This window comes from Stenotrophomonas sp. PI_27, assembly GCF_027854495.1.
Taxonomy (GTDB): Bacteria; Pseudomonadota; Gammaproteobacteria; order Xanthomonadales; family Xanthomonadaceae; genus Stenotrophomonas; species Stenotrophomonas pavanii.
On sequence record NZ_JAJNOF010000005.1, the window covers coordinates 160,935 to 175,428 of the forward strand.

Annotated in this window: 13 protein-coding genes; 4 read left to right on the plus strand and 9 right to left on the minus strand. The window is 69.1% G+C overall.

What is annotated here, in order from left to right:
* Positions 1–42 precede the first annotated feature (42 nt).
* The 9 genes from LRM18_RS08450 to LRM18_RS08490 all read right to left on the minus strand — a co-directional run bounded on the left by LRM18_RS08450 (position 43) and on the right by LRM18_RS08490 (position 9,634).
* Complete coding sequence (locus LRM18_RS08450) at positions 43–756, minus strand: hypothetical protein (protein ID WP_270953498.1); 714 nt, start codon at positions 754–756, stop codon at positions 43–45.
* Between the two features lie 34 nt (positions 757–790).
* On the minus strand, positions 791–1,480 hold the full coding sequence (locus LRM18_RS08455) for a DUF4124 domain-containing protein (protein ID WP_164083391.1): 690 nt from the start codon (positions 1,478–1,480) through the stop codon (positions 791–793).
* A 43-nt stretch (positions 1,481–1,523) separates the two neighbouring features.
* A complete protein-coding gene (locus tag LRM18_RS08460) occupies positions 1,524–2,114 on the minus strand; it encodes a Sua5/YciO/YrdC/YwlC family protein (protein WP_080355598.1) in 591 nt (196 codons plus the stop codon).
* Positions 2,115–2,266: 152 nt separating this feature from the next.
* Complete coding sequence (locus LRM18_RS08465) at positions 2,267–4,741, minus strand: DNA topoisomerase I (protein ID WP_270953501.1); 2,475 nt, start codon at positions 4,739–4,741, stop codon at positions 2,267–2,269.
* Positions 4,742–4,934: 193 nt separating this feature from the next.
* Positions 4,935–5,864, minus strand: a complete 930-nt coding sequence (locus LRM18_RS08470) for an RDD family protein (protein ID WP_049470972.1) — start codon at positions 5,862–5,864, stop codon at positions 4,935–4,937.
* Between the two features lie 49 nt (positions 5,865–5,913).
* Positions 5,914–6,666, minus strand: a complete 753-nt coding sequence (locus LRM18_RS08475; protein ID WP_049470973.1) for a pilin — start codon at positions 6,664–6,666, stop codon at positions 5,914–5,916.
* A 39-nt stretch (positions 6,667–6,705) separates the two neighbouring features.
* Positions 6,706–7,179, minus strand: a complete 474-nt coding sequence (locus LRM18_RS08480; protein WP_005419622.1) for a DUF494 family protein — start codon at positions 7,177–7,179, stop codon at positions 6,706–6,708.
* Between the two features lie 43 nt (positions 7,180–7,222).
* Positions 7,223–8,350 (minus strand): DNA-processing protein DprA, encoded by a 1,128-nt coding sequence (gene dprA / locus LRM18_RS08485; RefSeq protein WP_206632106.1) that lies wholly within the window; start codon positions 8,348–8,350, stop codon positions 7,223–7,225.
* Positions 8,351–8,503: 153 nt separating this feature from the next.
* Positions 8,504–9,634: a LysM peptidoglycan-binding domain-containing protein gene (locus tag LRM18_RS08490; RefSeq protein WP_053461515.1), complete on the minus strand. Its 1,131-nt coding sequence runs from the start codon at positions 9,632–9,634 to the stop codon at positions 8,504–8,506.
* A 126-nt stretch (positions 9,635–9,760) separates the two neighbouring features.
* Between LRM18_RS08490 and def the strand changes: the two genes are divergently transcribed.
* The 4 genes from def (at position 9,761) to LRM18_RS08510 (ending at position 14,384) form a co-directional block, all read left to right on the plus strand.
* The gene (def, locus tag LRM18_RS08495; protein ID WP_049470976.1) at positions 9,761–10,273 is read left to right on the plus strand and encodes a peptide deformylase; all 513 of its coding nucleotides are present in this window, start codon (positions 9,761–9,763) and stop codon (positions 10,271–10,273) included.
* 120 nt (positions 10,274–10,393) lie between these two features.
* Positions 10,394–11,317: a methionyl-tRNA formyltransferase gene (fmt, locus tag LRM18_RS08500; RefSeq protein ID WP_270953510.1), complete on the plus strand. Its 924-nt coding sequence runs from the start codon at positions 10,394–10,396 to the stop codon at positions 11,315–11,317.
* A 3-nt stretch (positions 11,318–11,320) separates the two neighbouring features.
* Positions 11,321–12,652 carry a 16S rRNA (cytosine(967)-C(5))-methyltransferase RsmB gene (gene rsmB, locus LRM18_RS08505; RefSeq protein ID WP_270953512.1) on the plus strand — a complete coding sequence of 444 codons (1,332 nt, stop codon included), beginning with the start codon at positions 11,321–11,323 and terminating at the stop codon, positions 12,650–12,652.
* Between the two features lie 22 nt (positions 12,653–12,674).
* The gene (locus LRM18_RS08510) at positions 12,675–14,384 is read left to right on the plus strand and encodes a glycosyltransferase family 39 protein (RefSeq protein WP_270953514.1); all 1,710 of its coding nucleotides are present in this window, start codon (positions 12,675–12,677) and stop codon (positions 14,382–14,384) included.
* Positions 14,385–14,494: the final 110 nt, after the last annotated feature.

Here is a 14,494-nt window from a genome sequence, read left to right on the forward strand (position 1 = left end):
AAAGGTAGTGCCGGCCGCTGGCCGGCAACCACAGGATGGCGGTCACCCCGGTACCCGGCAGTTGCTGGCCTCCAGCACACCCTGCAGTCGTTCGCGCTCGCCGCGTGCCGTGTCGCGGTTTTCCGGCGAGGCGAACCGCTCACGCCCCCGCGCATCGCGGAAGCGTTGCTGCCAACTGCTGCAGCGCTGCGCTTCCGGCAGCGCCTCGCAGCGGTCGCGCACCACCTCGCAGCCGGCGGCGTTGACCGGCGTGGCGCCGCCCAGGCCCTGTACGGTCATCAGTTCGCAGCGTCCGGGGGCGGCTTCGTACTCGTGCAGGTAGCCGCCGCCCTGGCTGTCGGTGCACTGGAAGATCGGTGGCAGCGGCGGCTTCGGCGGCGCATGGCTGTCTGGCGCGGCATCGGCCTGGCGCGGCAGCGCTGCACTGTCGAGTATCAGATCGCCGCCTTCGCGTTCGACCATGCCGGCTTCCATGATCGTGCGCCCTTCACCGGCGCGGCGAGGTGCGGGTGCGGGAACGGACGGCGCAGTGGCCGCGGTCGGTTCGGGCGCGGCCGGCACGGGTGCCGCTGAGGCCGGCGCCGGCGGAGCACTGGCCGGCACCCGCACCACCTGCTGCTTGCTGCCGGTCGGGCAGGGCGTGCGTTGCAGGGTGGGCACATCGCTGCTGCTGGAGGTACAGCGGTAGATCACCCCGTCGTCGGCCAACGCGTTGCCGGCGAACAGGCCCAGGGCCAGCCAGATCGGATTCTTCATGCGCACAGCGTACATGCCCCGGCAGGCATCGCGCTCAGCGTTCGCAGTCCCGCGACAGGCGCGCGTCGATGCCACGCTGTTCGTTGCTGATGTCCGTGCGCTCGCTCTGCAGCGCGCTGTTGTAGCGGCGATCCAGTTCCCAGCGGCGGTCACGCAGGCGCGCGCAGACTTCCTGCGGCGGCAGCGCATGGCAGCTGTCACGGACCAGCACGCTGCCGGCCGGCACCTGCACGCCGACGCCCACCGCAGGCGGCCGGTAGCCGGCGCCTTCACCGATCGGCGCACCGACCGGCGTGCCGAAGCCCGGGCGTGGACCGGGATGGACCGCGCCGTGATGCCCGTGCGGGAGCCACACGCTGGTCCACAATGGGACCCAGCGCGGATTGCCCTCGTTGCTGTCGCTGGTGTAGCGGCGACCGTCATCGCTCACGCACTCGTACAACGGCTGTGGCGGCTGGATGTAGACGTGGCGGACTTCGCGATCGCGCATCGCCGGAGCCTCGCTGGGCGCTGCGGGAGGGGCGTCACTGCGCACCACCCGCGGCGCGGGATCACGGGGCCGCTGCAGGTCGCGGACTTCCTGCCGGCCGCTGCTGCACGGCCTGTCCTGCAGGGCGACGGCGCCATTGCTGGCGACACAGCGGTACACGCGCACGTCCTCGGCGGCCAGTGCGGTCGATGACAGCAGCAGGCACAGGCCCAGGGCGGTGCGCGGCAGGTTCATGGCGGCAGGGTGCGCGATTGTGCGCGGCAGTGCAATCGCCCGCTCAGGAGCGCAGCACGTTGCCGCTGAGCGCGTCGCGGATGGGGGTCGGCTGGGCCAGGCCGCCGGTTTCGCCGTCGAGCAGGCCATCGAGCAGGCGCAGCAGGCGCGGATCAAGTTCGGCACGGCTGCGGGCCGGCGGCTCTCCGGCCAGGTTGGCGCTGGTGGAGACCAGAGGACCGCCCCAGGCGCGGCACAGTGCAGCCACCAGCGGGTGGGCACTGATGCGCACGGCGATGCCGCTGTGCTCACCGGTAACCCAGGGCTTGGCGCGCGGACCGGTCGGCAGGATCCAGGTGTTGGCCCCCGGCCAGCTGGCCAGGACCGCGCGCTGGCGGGCGTCGGGCAGTGCCTGCAGGCGCACCCAGCCTTCCAGCTGCGACAGGTCGGCGGCCACCAGGATCATGCCCTTCTCGATCGGGCGCTGCTTCAGCCGCAGCACCATGTGCACCGCCGCCTCATGCGAGGGGTCGCAGCCCAGGCCCCAGACCGCTTCGGTCGGATAGGCGATCACGCCACCGGCGCGGAGCGTGGCGACAGCGGAGTCCAGGGTGAGTTCTTTCATGGCGGCGACCGGCCCGACGTGGGCCTTCATTATCCTCCTGCGGCGTGCAGAAGGGGTGGACCCTGGCACCGGGTAGTGCCGGCCGCTGGCCGGCGTCTGATGCTTCTGGGGTTGCCGGCCAGCGGCCGGCACTACCCCTCATCCACGCATGGCGTGACACAGCATCCACGCATGGCGTGGGGTTACTTCGCGGCCTTCTTGACCGCCTTCTTGACGGCCTTCTTCGCCGGCGCCTTCTTTGCGGCCGCCTTCTTTACTGCCTTCTTGGCCGCGGCCTTCTTCGGCACCGCTTCCTTCTTCACCGCCGCCTTCTTGGCCGGGGCCTTCTTCGCAGCGGCCTTCTTGGCACCGAAGCCCTTGCGTACCGGCTTGCCGGTTTCTTCCATCAGCTGCTGCACTTCGGCCAGGGTCAGCGATGCCGGCTCGCGATCCTTGGGGATCTTGCCGTTCATCCTGCCGTCGCTGATGTACGGGCCGAAGCGGCCGTTCAGCACCTGGATGTCGCTGCCTTCGAACTCCTTGATGATCCGGTTGCGCGCGATCTCTTCCTTCTCTTCGATCAGGAATACAGCGCGGGCCAGGTCGATGGTGTACGGGTCATCTTCCTTCTTCAGCGAGGCGTAGGTGCTGCCGCGCTTGGCGAACGGACCGAAGCGGCCGATGCCGACGCTGACCGGCTCGCCATTGTCCTCGCCCAGCGCACGCGGCATCAGGAACAGTTCCAGCGCGTCTTCCAGCGAGATGGTGTGCATCGACTGGCCCGGGCGCAGCGAGGCGAACTTGGGCTTTTCCTCGGCGTCCTCCGCCGTGCTGCCGATGGCCGCGTAGGGCCCGAAGCGGCCCAGCCGCACGCTGACCGGCTTGCCGGTCTTCGGGTCGGTGCCGAGCTCGCGCGCGCCACTGGCCTCGGCGCGGTCCACCGATTCCTTCTTGTCTTCCACCAGCTCCTTGAACGGCTCCCAGAAGCGGGCCATCAGCGGGATCCACTCTTCTTCGCCACGCGAGACGGCGTCGAGTTCGTCTTCAAGCTTGGCGGTGAAGTCGTAGTCCACGTACTGGGTGAAGTGGCTGGACAGGAACTTGGACACCGCGCGGCCGACGTCGGACGGACGGAAGCTGCGGCCTTCCATTTCCACGTACTTGCGGAACAGCAGGGTCTGGATGATCGACGCGTAGGTCGACGGACGGCCGATGCCGTACTCTTCCAGCGCCTTCACCAGCGCCGCTTCGGTGTAGCGCGGCGGCGGCTGGGTGAAATGCTGCTCGGCCTGGATGCGTTCCAGCGGCACGCGGTCACCGGGCTTCATCGCCGGCAGCTTGCGGCCCTCGTCCTCGTCCTCGGCGCTCTTGCTGTCCTTGCCTTCCTCGTACACGGCCAGGAAACCGGGCACCACCACCGTGGTGCCGCTGGCACGGAACACGTGCTCGCTGCCAGCGGACAGGTCGACGCTGACGGTATTGAGCGTGGCCGGGATCATCTGGCAGGCGACGGCGCGCTTCCAGATCAGTTCGTACAGGCGGCGCTCGTCGTCGGTCAGGAAGCGCGCCACCTGGGCCGGGGTGCGCAGGGCCGATGTCGGGCGCACCGCTTCGTGCGCTTCCTGGGCGTTCTTCGACTTGGTCTGGTAGGTGTTGGGCTGGTCCGGCAGCGAGGCGATACCGTAATCACGGGCGATCACGTCGCGGATTTCAGCCAGCGCGTCCTGCGACAGGTTCACCGAGTCGGTACGCATGTACGAGATCAGGCCGACGGTGCCTTCGTCACCGATCGCCACGCCTTCGTACAGCTTCTGCGCCACCTGCATGGTCTTGCGGGTGGTGAAGCCGAGCTTGCGCGAAGCTTCCTGCTGCAGGGTGGAGGTGGTGAACGGCGGCGCCGGGCGGCGCTTGCGCTCCTTGCTGGCCACGTCGGTGACATGCAGCGAGCCCTGCGCGGCCTGCTGGATGCGCAGGCGGGCGGCTTCGGCGGTATCGCCGTCGGTGATGGTGAACTGCTCGAATTTCTGCCCGTCCAGCTTGACCAGCTTGGCGTTGAAGTGCTGCGACGGGTGGGCGCACTCGGCGGCGATCGACCAGTATTCGCGGGCGATGAACGCTTCGATCTCTTCCTCGCGCTCGACGATCATGCGCAGCGCCGGGCTCTGCACGCGGCCGGCGGACAGGCCGCGCTGGACCTTGCGCCACAGGACCGGCGACAGGTTGAAACCGACCAGGTAGTCCAGCGCGCGGCGCGCCTGCTGGGCATCGACCAGGTCGCTGGCGATCGCGCGCGGCTGGCTGATCGCTTCCTTGATCGCGCGCGGGGTGATCTCGGTGAACACCACGCGCTGCATCGGCTTGTCCTTGACCAGCCCGCGTTCCTTCAGGATCTCGGCGATATGCCAGCTGATCGCTTCACCCTCGCGATCCGGGTCGGTCGCCAGCAGGATGTCGTCGGCGCCCTTGGCGGCCTTGGCAATCGCATCGACATGCTTTTCATTCTTGTCGATCACGTCGTAGTGCATGGCGAACCCGTTGTCCGGGTCGACCGCGCCTTCCTTCGGAATCAGGTCACGCACATGCCCATACGAGGCCAGGACGGTGTAGTCCTTGCCGAGGTATTTGTTGATCGTCTTGGCCTTGGCCGGCGATTCAACGATGAGCAGGTGCTTGGGCATGGCAGCAGTGTCTGTGGGGCGAGCCGCAGGGGAGGGGCCGCTAGGGTGGAGCAAACGGCCGCATTAGTGAAGCGGCCACGGACAAATCAATACGCTGAACGCCCGGTAGTGTGCCGGGCGTTCAGGTTTCACCTTATTAGAGGAATCACGCCCGGCCAGCCGCTGTCAAGCAGCCAGGCGTGAGGATGGCCGTTCAGGAGGCCATCTTGGCGATGAAGCCGACCGCGGCGACCAGCAGCGCCAGGCCCGCAAGCATCAGCAGGCCGGTCAGCACCAGGATCACGATGGTGACCGTGCCCAGCTCGCGGCGCTGCAGGTGCGGCTGGTCGGTGTAGGCCCAGCGGTCGACCACCAGGGTGTCGCAGATCATGTCGTGCAGGCCCTGCTTGCGCTCGGTGAAGGCTGCCATCAGGAAGCCGATGCCGAGGGTGAAGCTGCTCAGCAGCATGGCCCAGTAGCGACCGAAGGCGCGGCCTCTGGTCAGGCGTTCGCCGTTGCTGCGCACGACCTTGATGCCGACCGCCATCTTGCCCAGCGTGGCGCCGCCCTGCGAGGAATGGAACCAGGTGTAGTAGGCCACGCCGATCACCAGGTTGATCAGGGCGCTGGCCAGCTGCGCGACGATCTCGATGGAGCTTTCGCCGCTGCCCACCGCGCCCATGCTGGCGCCGAGCACCACGCCGATGATGGCGCCGATGATGCCGCCCGGCACGGCCAGCACGAAGTAGTCGATCATGTAGGCCGCCACCCGCTTCCAGAAACCGGCGTAGACCACTTCCCCGCCCACCACCGGCTGCGGGCCACCGGCAGCGGCGGTGCCCGGGGCGCTGTAGGGCGAGCTGCTGAGCGCGCCGGTGCCCGGCAGCGGTGCAGTGCCGTTGTCGATGGCGGCGTAGTCGCCGCGCAGGTCGAAGCCGCCACTGGCGGTGGCCGTGCTGGCGTCGGCGAGCGTCTGCAGGCCGAGCTCATCGACCACCTGGCGCAAGGCCGCCCACTGGGCCATGCCTTCGCGCCAGACCAGGGTGTCCAGGTTCAGTTGGCCGCGCTGGAAGCGCTGGCGGATCTCCTGGACCGGCAGCGGGCCCTGGCGTTGCTGTCCTTCGGCGTAGTACCACTCAGTCATTGCATGTTCCCTGTTGGGTCGTCCTTGGAGGTGCAGCCGTGCGCGGGGTTCAGCCGCGGCACGACGGCGGCAGGTACTTGTCGTCGCTCTCGCCGCTGCATTGCCAGCGGCCGCTGTCGCGGTCGTATTCCAGCCACAGCAGGTCGCCATCGAGGCTCTTGCCGGGCACGGCCAGCGTGGCTTCGATGCCACAGTGGCCATTGTTGAAGCGGCCGATGTTCACCGCCGACAGGCCGGCCTGGGTGAAGTCACCCGGGGCCGGGAAACCGGCGTCGTTGGCACCCGGGCAGCGGCCTTCATCATCGGCGAAATGCTGCACCTGGTCCTTCAGTGGCTGCAGGGCATTGACCGCCGTGGCGACCTTGGCGCGCACGGTGTAGTCGTTGTAGGCAGGCAGTGCGATCGCCGCGAGGATGGCCACGATCGGCACCAGTACCAGCAGCAGCCCGCCGCCGATGATCGCGGTCAGGGCGCAGCCGGAAAGCTTCTTTTTCGGGGGCGGCAGGACGCCGGCCGGGGCCGGGGTGGCATAGGGCGTGGAAGGCGGCAGCACCGGCGGCTGCGGCGGCGGGGGTACGGCCGGTTCAGGCTCGGGCTCGGCGACCGGTGCGGCCACGTCCAGCGCCGGCACGATCAGGCCCAGCTCATCGACCACAGTGCGCAACGGCTGCCATTGCGGCAGGCCGTCACGCCACACCAATGTGTCCAGGGAGATCTGGTTGCTGCGGAACAGCTCGACCAACTGTTCCGCCGGCAGCGGGCCTTGCTGCCGGTTGCCTTCTGCATGGAACCACTCGCTCACGGGGACGCTCCTGAATGCGCTATGCCCCCAAGTGTACGGTCAGTGCAGGGGTTCTGGCTCGTCCATGAACATCTGCGTTTCCATCCAGGCATAGGCCGCTTCGGAGCCGGGCTGGTTGAACAGCACCATCAGCACGACCCACTTCAGGTCGTCCAGGTCCAGTTCGTCCTGGTCCAGGGCCATTGCCCGGTCCAGTACCAGCTCGCGCTGGTCGGCGTCGAGGATGCCGTGCTGCTCCAGGTACAGCAGGAAGCCACGGCATTCCACGTCCAGCTTGTCCAGCTCGGGCCCGTGGTAGATGCGCACGGGACCATCGACCCGCGCCTGGGCCACGCTCGGTCGCTGCGCGGCCAGGGCATCGAGCCAGTCGAACGCCTTGTTGATCTCGGTGGGGCTGAAACCGGCCTGGATCAGGCCGTTCTGGAGCGAATCGCGGTCACGGATCAGGTCCGCATCTTCGCTGAAATAGTGTTCAAACAGGTACAGCAGTACATCCAGGATGCTCTCTTTCATTGCCCCTCGGCCTGCGTCGCGCGACGCTGTGGAGGTGAAGAAACTAGGGAGTTCGACAGTAGCGGCCGTGTACGCACACCACGATTCCCGCCAGTTCCATGGCCAGCAGCATGGAGGACACCTGTGACGCCGTCAATCCACAACGCGTGATCAGTGAATCCATACCGCTTGGGTTGTGGTCCAGCGCCCGCCACAAGCACTGGTAGTCAGGGTCGTCGGCCCAGCGCGCCGGCAGGAGCGCCGGCGGTGCCTGTTCAGTGGGGGTGGCCAGGCGCGATTGCAAGCCCGGCAGCTGCTGGCGGAGGGCGGGCGCCAGCAGTTCCAGGACGTCCTCGGGGCGCTCGACCAGCGCGGCGCCCTCACGGATCAGGCGGTGGCAGCCCGCCGCGCACGGGTTCAGCACCGATCCGGGCAGTGCGCAGACCTCGCGGCCTGCCTCGGCGGCCAGCCGCGCGGTGATCAGCGCACCCGAGCGCTGGGCGGCCTCGACCACCACGGTCGCCAGCGCCAGCCCGGCCACCAGCCGGTTGCGTGCGGGAAAGTGGCCGGGGCGGGCGGCCGTGCCGGGCAGGTATTCGCTGAGCACCGCGCCTTCGGCGGCGATGCGCGCCTGCAGCCGGGCGTGGCTGTCCGGATAGGCGCGGTCAGGGCCGGTGCCGATCACCGCCACGGTGCAGCCACCGGCGTCCAGCGTGGCCTGGTGCGCGGCCGCATCGATGCCTGCGGCCAGGCCACTGGTCACGGCCAGGCCGGCCTCGACGAAACAGCCCGCAAAACGCGCGGCCAGTGCGCGCCCGCCCGGGGTGGGGGAACGGCTGCCGACCAGCGCCACCGAGGGGCGCCAGGCCAGGCAGGGATCACCGGCGACGAACAGCGCCAGCGGCGGGTTGGGCACCTCCAGCAGCGATGGCGGAAAGGCCGGATCGGTGCAGGGCAGCAGGTCATGGTTGTCCTGTTCCAGCCAGCGCAGGGTGGCTGTCCAGGCCCGGCGGTCAGGACGTTCCAGTGCGGCGCATTGCTCCGGCGTGCAGCCGTGCGCGCGCCAGTTCGCGCTGCCCTGCGCGATGGCGGCCTGCGCATCGCCCGCGGCCTGCAGCAGGGCCCGTCGTGGCGCCAGTGCGCCTCCCGCCATCAACAGGCGCAGCAGCGCCTCATATGCATGCGTGGTCATCCCCTACTATCGGCCGGATACAACGAAGGCGCCCTAGGGCGCCTTCGCATGTGACCGTCAGGGTTTGCCGGAGCGCCCTGCAGGGTCGACTGTCAGTCGAGCATCGCGCGCAGCGCGGGCGTTTTCGCGCATCTGGACGAAAAGCAGCCGACTCTACTTGGCGTCCGGGTGCAGCGCGTTGTAACCCACCTGCACCGGCTTCACGCCCTGCATCACCAGCGCATAGCTGACGTTGTCGAAGGTACGGAACACCATCGCATGCGCGGCATATTCGTCCGGCAGCGAGACCCGGCCGGCGCCGGTGCTGAGCGAATCGTCCATGCGCGAGGAGGTCGGGTACTTCATGCGGTGCGCCACATGGCGGCCCGGGCGCCACAGCGAGAACACGGTGCCGTTGTCCACGCCCTGGGCCCGGCCGGCCGAGATCGCGATCACGTCGCGCGGGCCACCGGCGTTGAACATGTCGGTGACGGCCAGCACGCGCACGTCCACGCCCTCGACGCCGGCAGCGGGCACGTGGGGCACGAACTGCAGGTCGTACGGCCGCGCCTCGATCGGCACCAGGCGGTCGCCGGCGCGCACTTCGCGGCCGCCGACGTTCTTGTCCAGCACCAGCGTGGAGGCCTCGACCTGGCCGCCGGCGATCCGGGTGATGGTGCCGGTGGCGACCTGGGCCAGCTCGTAGCCGAGCACGCCACGGCGCGCGTTGGGCGCGTTGTAGGCCTTCCACAGGTTGCCGCTGCCCGGGGTGACGTCGCCATTGGCGGTCAGGTCCTCGGTCGGCTTGGGCTGGGCGTAGCGCACGGTCGGGCGTACCACGGCCCAGCGCTGGCCCACCTGGGCATCGGCCAGGCGCACGTAGACGGTGTCACCGCCCGCAGCGCGCAGGCGGCTGTCCTCCAGGCCGACCACGTAGGGCAGCTGCTTGATGCTGTCGACGACGCTCAGCTGCTTCAGGAACGGCTCGACCTGGGCCAGCGGAATGGCGTCGATTGGGGCCTCCTGGCGCGGACCGGCCTGGGACACGGTCACCCGGTCCAGGTAGGCCAGGCTCAGCACGTCACCGGGATAGATCAGGTGCGGGTTGGCGATCTGCGGATTGGCCTGCCAGATCTCCGGCCACAGCCAAGGCTTCTGCAGGAAACGCGCGGCGATATCCCACAACGTATCCCCTTTTCGGACCACATAGGTGTCCGGGTGCCCGCCATTCACTTCCACGGCGGTAGCATAGGCAGCCACGGTCAGCATCGCCGCGGCGACGACCGTACGAAAACGAAGCAACATAGGTGTGAAGCCCTGATTCCCCAACAGGTCCACGCACTATAGTCCAGAAACCGGGGCGCAAGGCAAGCGTTGGAGCTAGAATCTGCGACGTATGCCGGCGTGCCGGCCCCCTACCCGGAAACAGCCATGGCCCTTCTCCCCATTCTCGAGTTCCCCGATCCGCGCCTGCGTACCAAGGCTGCGTTGATCGAAGCCGCCGAAGTCACCACGCCGGCCTTCCAGGAACTGATCGACAACATGTTCCAGACCATGTACGACGCGCCCGGCATCGGCCTGGCCGCCACCCAGGTGGACGTGCACAAGCGCTTCATGGTCATCGACGTCAGCGAAGAAAAGAATGAACCGCATGTGTTCATCAACCCGGAAATCGTCGCCAAGGAAGGGGGCCGGGTGTACCAGGAAGGCTGCCTGTCGGTGCCGGGCATCTTCGCCGACGTGACCCGTGCCGACACCATCACCGTGAAGTACCTGGACCGCAACGGCCAGGAACAGCAGCTGGAGGCGGGTGAAGTCCTGGCGACCTGCATCCAGCACGAGATGGACCACCTGGACGGCAAGCTGTTCATCGACTATCTGTCGCCGCTCAAGCGCGAGATGGTGCGCAAGAAGCTGGCCAAGCAGCGCAAGCACGTGGCGTGATCGCCGATCCGGGCCGCCCTTCGGGTGGCCCGTGCCTGCGCGACGCGCGCGGGCTCTACGGCGCCGGCCGACGGCGCCGTTTTCTTTCCTGCACGAATCCATCCTGCAAGTGGGGTAGCCATGAGGATTGTCTTTGCCGGTACGCCGGAATTCGCGGTGTCGTCGCTGCGCGCTGCGGCGCGCCACCACGAGGTCGTGGCCGTCTATACCCAGCCTGACCGCCCGGCCGGCCGTGGCCGTGGCCTGGCGCCGTCGCCGGTCAAGCTCGAGGCCGTGGCCCGCGGCATTCCGGTCTACCAGCCCGAATCGCTGAAGGACCCGGCTGCCCAGCAGCAGCTGCGTGACCTGCAGCCGGACCTGATGGTGGTGGTCGCCTACGGCCTGATCCTGCCCAGGGCCGTGCTGGCGATCCCGACCCACGGCTGCTGGAACGTGCATGCGTCGTTGCTGCCGCGCTGGCGTGGTGCCGCGCCGATCCAGCGCGCGATCCAGGCCGGTGACCCCACGACCGGCGTATGCCTGATGCAGATGGAGGCAGGGCTCGACACCGGCCCGGTGCTGCTGCACCAGCCGTTGCCGATCGCGGCGACCGATACCGGTGGCCAGCTGCATGACAAGCTGGCCGAACTGGGTGCACAGGTGCTGTCTGATGGCCTGGGCCTGCTGCGTGCCGGCATCAAGCCGATCGCGCGGCCGCAGCCGGAGCAGGGCGTGACCTACGCGCACAAGCTGGACAAGGCCGAGGCCCGGCTGGACTGGGCGCAGGACGCCCACGCGCTGGCGCGCACCGTGCGTGCCTTCAACCCGTGGCCGATCGCCGAGGCCACGCTGGCCGGCGAGCGCCTGCGCATCCATGGCGCGGTGGCGCTGGACGTGGCCCATGGCCAGGCGCCGGGTACCGTGCTGGCGGCCAGCCGCGACGGCATCGACATTGCCTGCGGCCAGGGCGTGCTGCGCCTGCGCACGCTGCAGCGCGAAGGCGGCAAGGCGATCACCGCCGCCGACTACCTCAATGCACGCCGCGACCTGCACGTGGGGGCATAAGCGGTGTCGAAGCAGAATGATTTCTCCGTCGCCAAGGCGGCGCCGGGCGCGGCCACCCGCATGCTGGCCGCACGCGTACTGGCGCAGGTGTTCACCCGTGGCCGCTCGCTGAAGGCGGAACTGGCCTGGGCCCTGCCCAAGCTGGCCGACAGCCGCGATCGCGCCCTGCTGGAAGCACTGTGCTTTGCGGTCCTGCGCCGCCGCAGTACCTATGACGCGGCCCTGCAGTCGTGGATGCAGAAGCCGCTGTCGGCGCGCGACGCCGACCTGCGCACGCTGCTGATGGTGGGCTTCGCGCAGCTGGACGTGCTGGAACTGCCGGCGCATGCGGCCCTGTCGGCCACGGTCGACGCCGCCCGCGCGCTGGGCCGTGAGCGCCAGGCCGGGCTGGTCAACGCGATCCTGCGCCGCGCGCAGCGCGAGGGTTTCCCGGAGCAGCCTGCGCGTGACGCCTTCCCGGCGTGGTTGGCCGATGCCATCGAGCGTGACTGGCCGGCGCAGGCCGAGGCGATCTTTGCTGCCAGCCTGCAGCCGGCGCCGCTGTGGCTGCGTGCCAACCGCCAGCAGGGGGGGCGTGACAAGGCGCTGGCCACGCTGGCCGAGGCCGGCATTGCCGCCGAAGCCAGCCCGCTCAGCGCCGACGCGCTGCGCCTGGCGGCGCCCATCGCGGTGAACCAGCTGCCGGGATTCGCGGACGGTGCGTTGTCGGTGCAGGACCTGTCGGCGCAATGTGCCGCCGACGCACTGGCGCCGGCGGCCGGCGCCCGCGTGCTGGATGCCTGCGCGGCGCCCGGTGGCAAGTCGGCGCACCTGCTGGAACGTGACCCGGGCCTGCGCCTGCTGGCGCTGGATATCGACGCGCGCCGACTCGCGCGTGCGCGCGACACCTACACCCGCACCGGCGTGGGCGAGGGCGCGCAGATCCGGGTGGCCGATGCAAGCGACCCCGGTGCCTGGTGGGATGGCACGCCGTTCGACGCGATCCTGCTGGATGCTCCGTGTTCGGCCACCGGCGTGATCCGTCGCCAGCCGGACGTGATGTTCCATCGCCGCGCCGAGGACATCGATGCGCTGGTCGGCGTGCAGGCCCGCCTGCTGGAGGCCTGCTGGTCGATGCTGCGCCCGGGCGGCGTGCTGCTGTACGCCACCTGCTCGATCCTGCGTGCCGAGAACATCGATCAGGTAAGGGCCTTCCTGAAATGGCATCCGGACGCGGTGGCAGAGCCGCTGGATGACAGATTCGGCCTGGACTGCGAGGGCATTGCGCGCCAGCGACTGCCCGGTGACAGCGATGCTGACGGATTCTTTTACGCGCGTCTGCTAAAAACAGCCTGACCCTGCTGACGTTGCGAGTCCCATGCTGAGATCCCGCGCATCGCGCGAGACGTGGTTGTTGGTGGTGATGGCCCTGCTGGTGCTGGGGGCCGGGCTGGGCCTTCGTGATCCGTGGCCATCGGACGAACCGCGCTTCGCGCTGGTGGCCAAGCAGATGATCGACAGCGGCCACTGGCTGTTCCCGCACCGCGGCACCGAGCTGTACTCGGACAAGCCGCCGATGCTGATGTGGTGGCAGGCCACGCTGTACGGGCTGGTCGGGCAGTGGCGCGTGGCGTTCCTGCTGCCGTCGCTGCTGGCGGCGCTGGGCACGCTGTGGTGCGTGGTCGATCTGGGCCGGCGCCTGTGGACGCGGCGGGTGGGGCTGTATGCCGGCTGGGCGCTGCTGTTCGCGCTGCAGTTCACCTTCCAGGCGAAGAAGGCGCAGATCGATCCCCTGCTGCTGCTGTTCATCACCCTGGCCAACTATGGCCTGCTGCGCCACCTGCTGCTGGGGCCGGCGTGGCGCTGGTGGTGGCTGGGCTGGTTCTTCGCCGGCATCGGCGTGATCACCAAGGGCGTGGGCATGCTGGCGCTGCTGATGATCGTGCCAGCGGCGATCGCCGCGGCGCTGCAGTGGCCCCGGGTAAGCCTGCATGCGCGCGACGTGCGCTTCTGGCTGGCGCCGCTGGCGTTCCTGCTGGCGGTATCGCTGTGGCTGGCGCCGATGCTGCTGGCCGGCTTTGCCACCGGCTCGGACGAATACCGCGCGTACATGGACGACATCCTGTTCCAGCAGACGGCGCGGCGCTATACGCATTCGTGGGACCACCACCAGCCCGGCTGGTACTTCCTGGCGACGATGCCGCTGATGTGGGTCCCGGCCTTCCTGGCGCTGCCCTGGGCGATTCCGGCCTGGCGCCGCCGGCTGCGCCGCCGCGACGCGCGCTATCTGCTGCCGCTGGCCTGGTGGCTGATGGTGGTGCTGTTCTTCTCGATCCCCGATGGCAAGCGCGATGTCTACATCCTGCCGGCGCTGCCGATGTTCTGCCTGGCGCTGGCGCCGTTGCTGCCGGGGCTGCTGAAGCGGCGCGATGTGCAGGCCGTGGTGGGGCTGTTCACCGGCCTGCTGTCACTGGGCCTGGCCGTGGCCGGCGCGATGGCGGTGGTGGGCGACCCGGCCTTCGAGCTGCGCCTGACCCATAGCCGCGGGCTGGCGCCCGGGGCCGTCAATGCACTGGCCTGGACGATCCTGGCGATGGGCCTGTGGGGCGGCCTGAGCCTGCTGGCCTGTGGCCGCCGCCGGCAGCATGCGCTGGTATCGACCCTGGCGATGGTCTGGGTGCTGTACAGCCTGGTCGGCTACCCGTTGCTGAACGATTCCAGTTCCGCCCGCGGCCTGATGCGCACGGTCGGCGCGCGCCTGGCCCCCGATGCCGAGCTGGGACTGGTGGCCTGGAAGGAACAGCATCTGCTGCTGGCCGATCGCCCTGCGGCGACCTTCGGTTTCGAGACCGATTGGGACGAGCAGCTCCTGGCGGCCACGCGCTGGCAGCGGCTGGCGCCCGATCGCCGTTGGCTGCTGGTCCATGAATACGCGATGCTGTCGTGCATCGACCGCAACCGCTCCGAACTGGCTGGCGTGGCCAACCGCCGGCGCTGGTGGCTGGTGCCGGCAGCGGCGGTGAAGGTGCCCTGCGTGGTCACCGCAGAGGAGCGGGAACGTGAACGGCGTCTGCAGGAACATGACTAGCCCGCCCCCTTCCTGCTTGTCCAGTCTGCCCAAGCGTGGCCAAAGGCAGTAAAACAGCAGGCCGGGATGGCCTGCATCGGCCGTTCCCGTTCTTCCAGCCGATTGCAGCG

Coding starts and splice junctions, on each gene's coding strand:
- fmt (WP_270953510.1), top strand. CDS start 10,394: ATGAGGATTGTCTTTGCCGGTACGCCGGAATTCGCGGTGTCGTCGCTG.
- LRM18_RS08455 (WP_164083391.1), bottom strand. CDS start 1,480: ATGAACCTGCCGCGCACCGCCCTGGGCCTGTGCCTGCTGCTGTCATCG.
- LRM18_RS08460 (WP_080355598.1), bottom strand. CDS start 2,114: ATGAAGGCCCACGTCGGGCCGGTCGCCGCCATGAAAGAACTCACCCTG.
- def (WP_049470976.1), top strand. CDS start 9,761: ATGGCCCTTCTCCCCATTCTCGAGTTCCCCGATCCGCGCCTGCGTACC.
- LRM18_RS08470 (WP_049470972.1), bottom strand. CDS start 5,864: ATGACTGAGTGGTACTACGCCGAAGGACAGCAACGCCAGGGCCCGCTG.
- LRM18_RS08480 (WP_005419622.1), bottom strand. CDS start 7,179: ATGAAAGAGAGCATCCTGGATGTACTGCTGTACCTGTTTGAACACTAT.
- dprA (WP_206632106.1), bottom strand. CDS start 8,350: ATGACCACGCATGCATATGAGGCGCTGCTGCGCCTGTTGATGGCGGGA.
- LRM18_RS08465 (WP_270953501.1), bottom strand. CDS start 4,741: ATGCCCAAGCACCTGCTCATCGTTGAATCGCCGGCCAAGGCCAAGACG.
- LRM18_RS08510 (WP_270953514.1), top strand. CDS start 12,675: ATGCTGAGATCCCGCGCATCGCGCGAGACGTGGTTGTTGGTGGTGATG.
- LRM18_RS08490 (WP_053461515.1), bottom strand. CDS start 9,634: ATGTTGCTTCGTTTTCGTACGGTCGTCGCCGCGGCGATGCTGACCGTG.
- LRM18_RS08450 (WP_270953498.1), bottom strand. CDS start 756: ATGAAGAATCCGATCTGGCTGGCCCTGGGCCTGTTCGCCGGCAACGCG.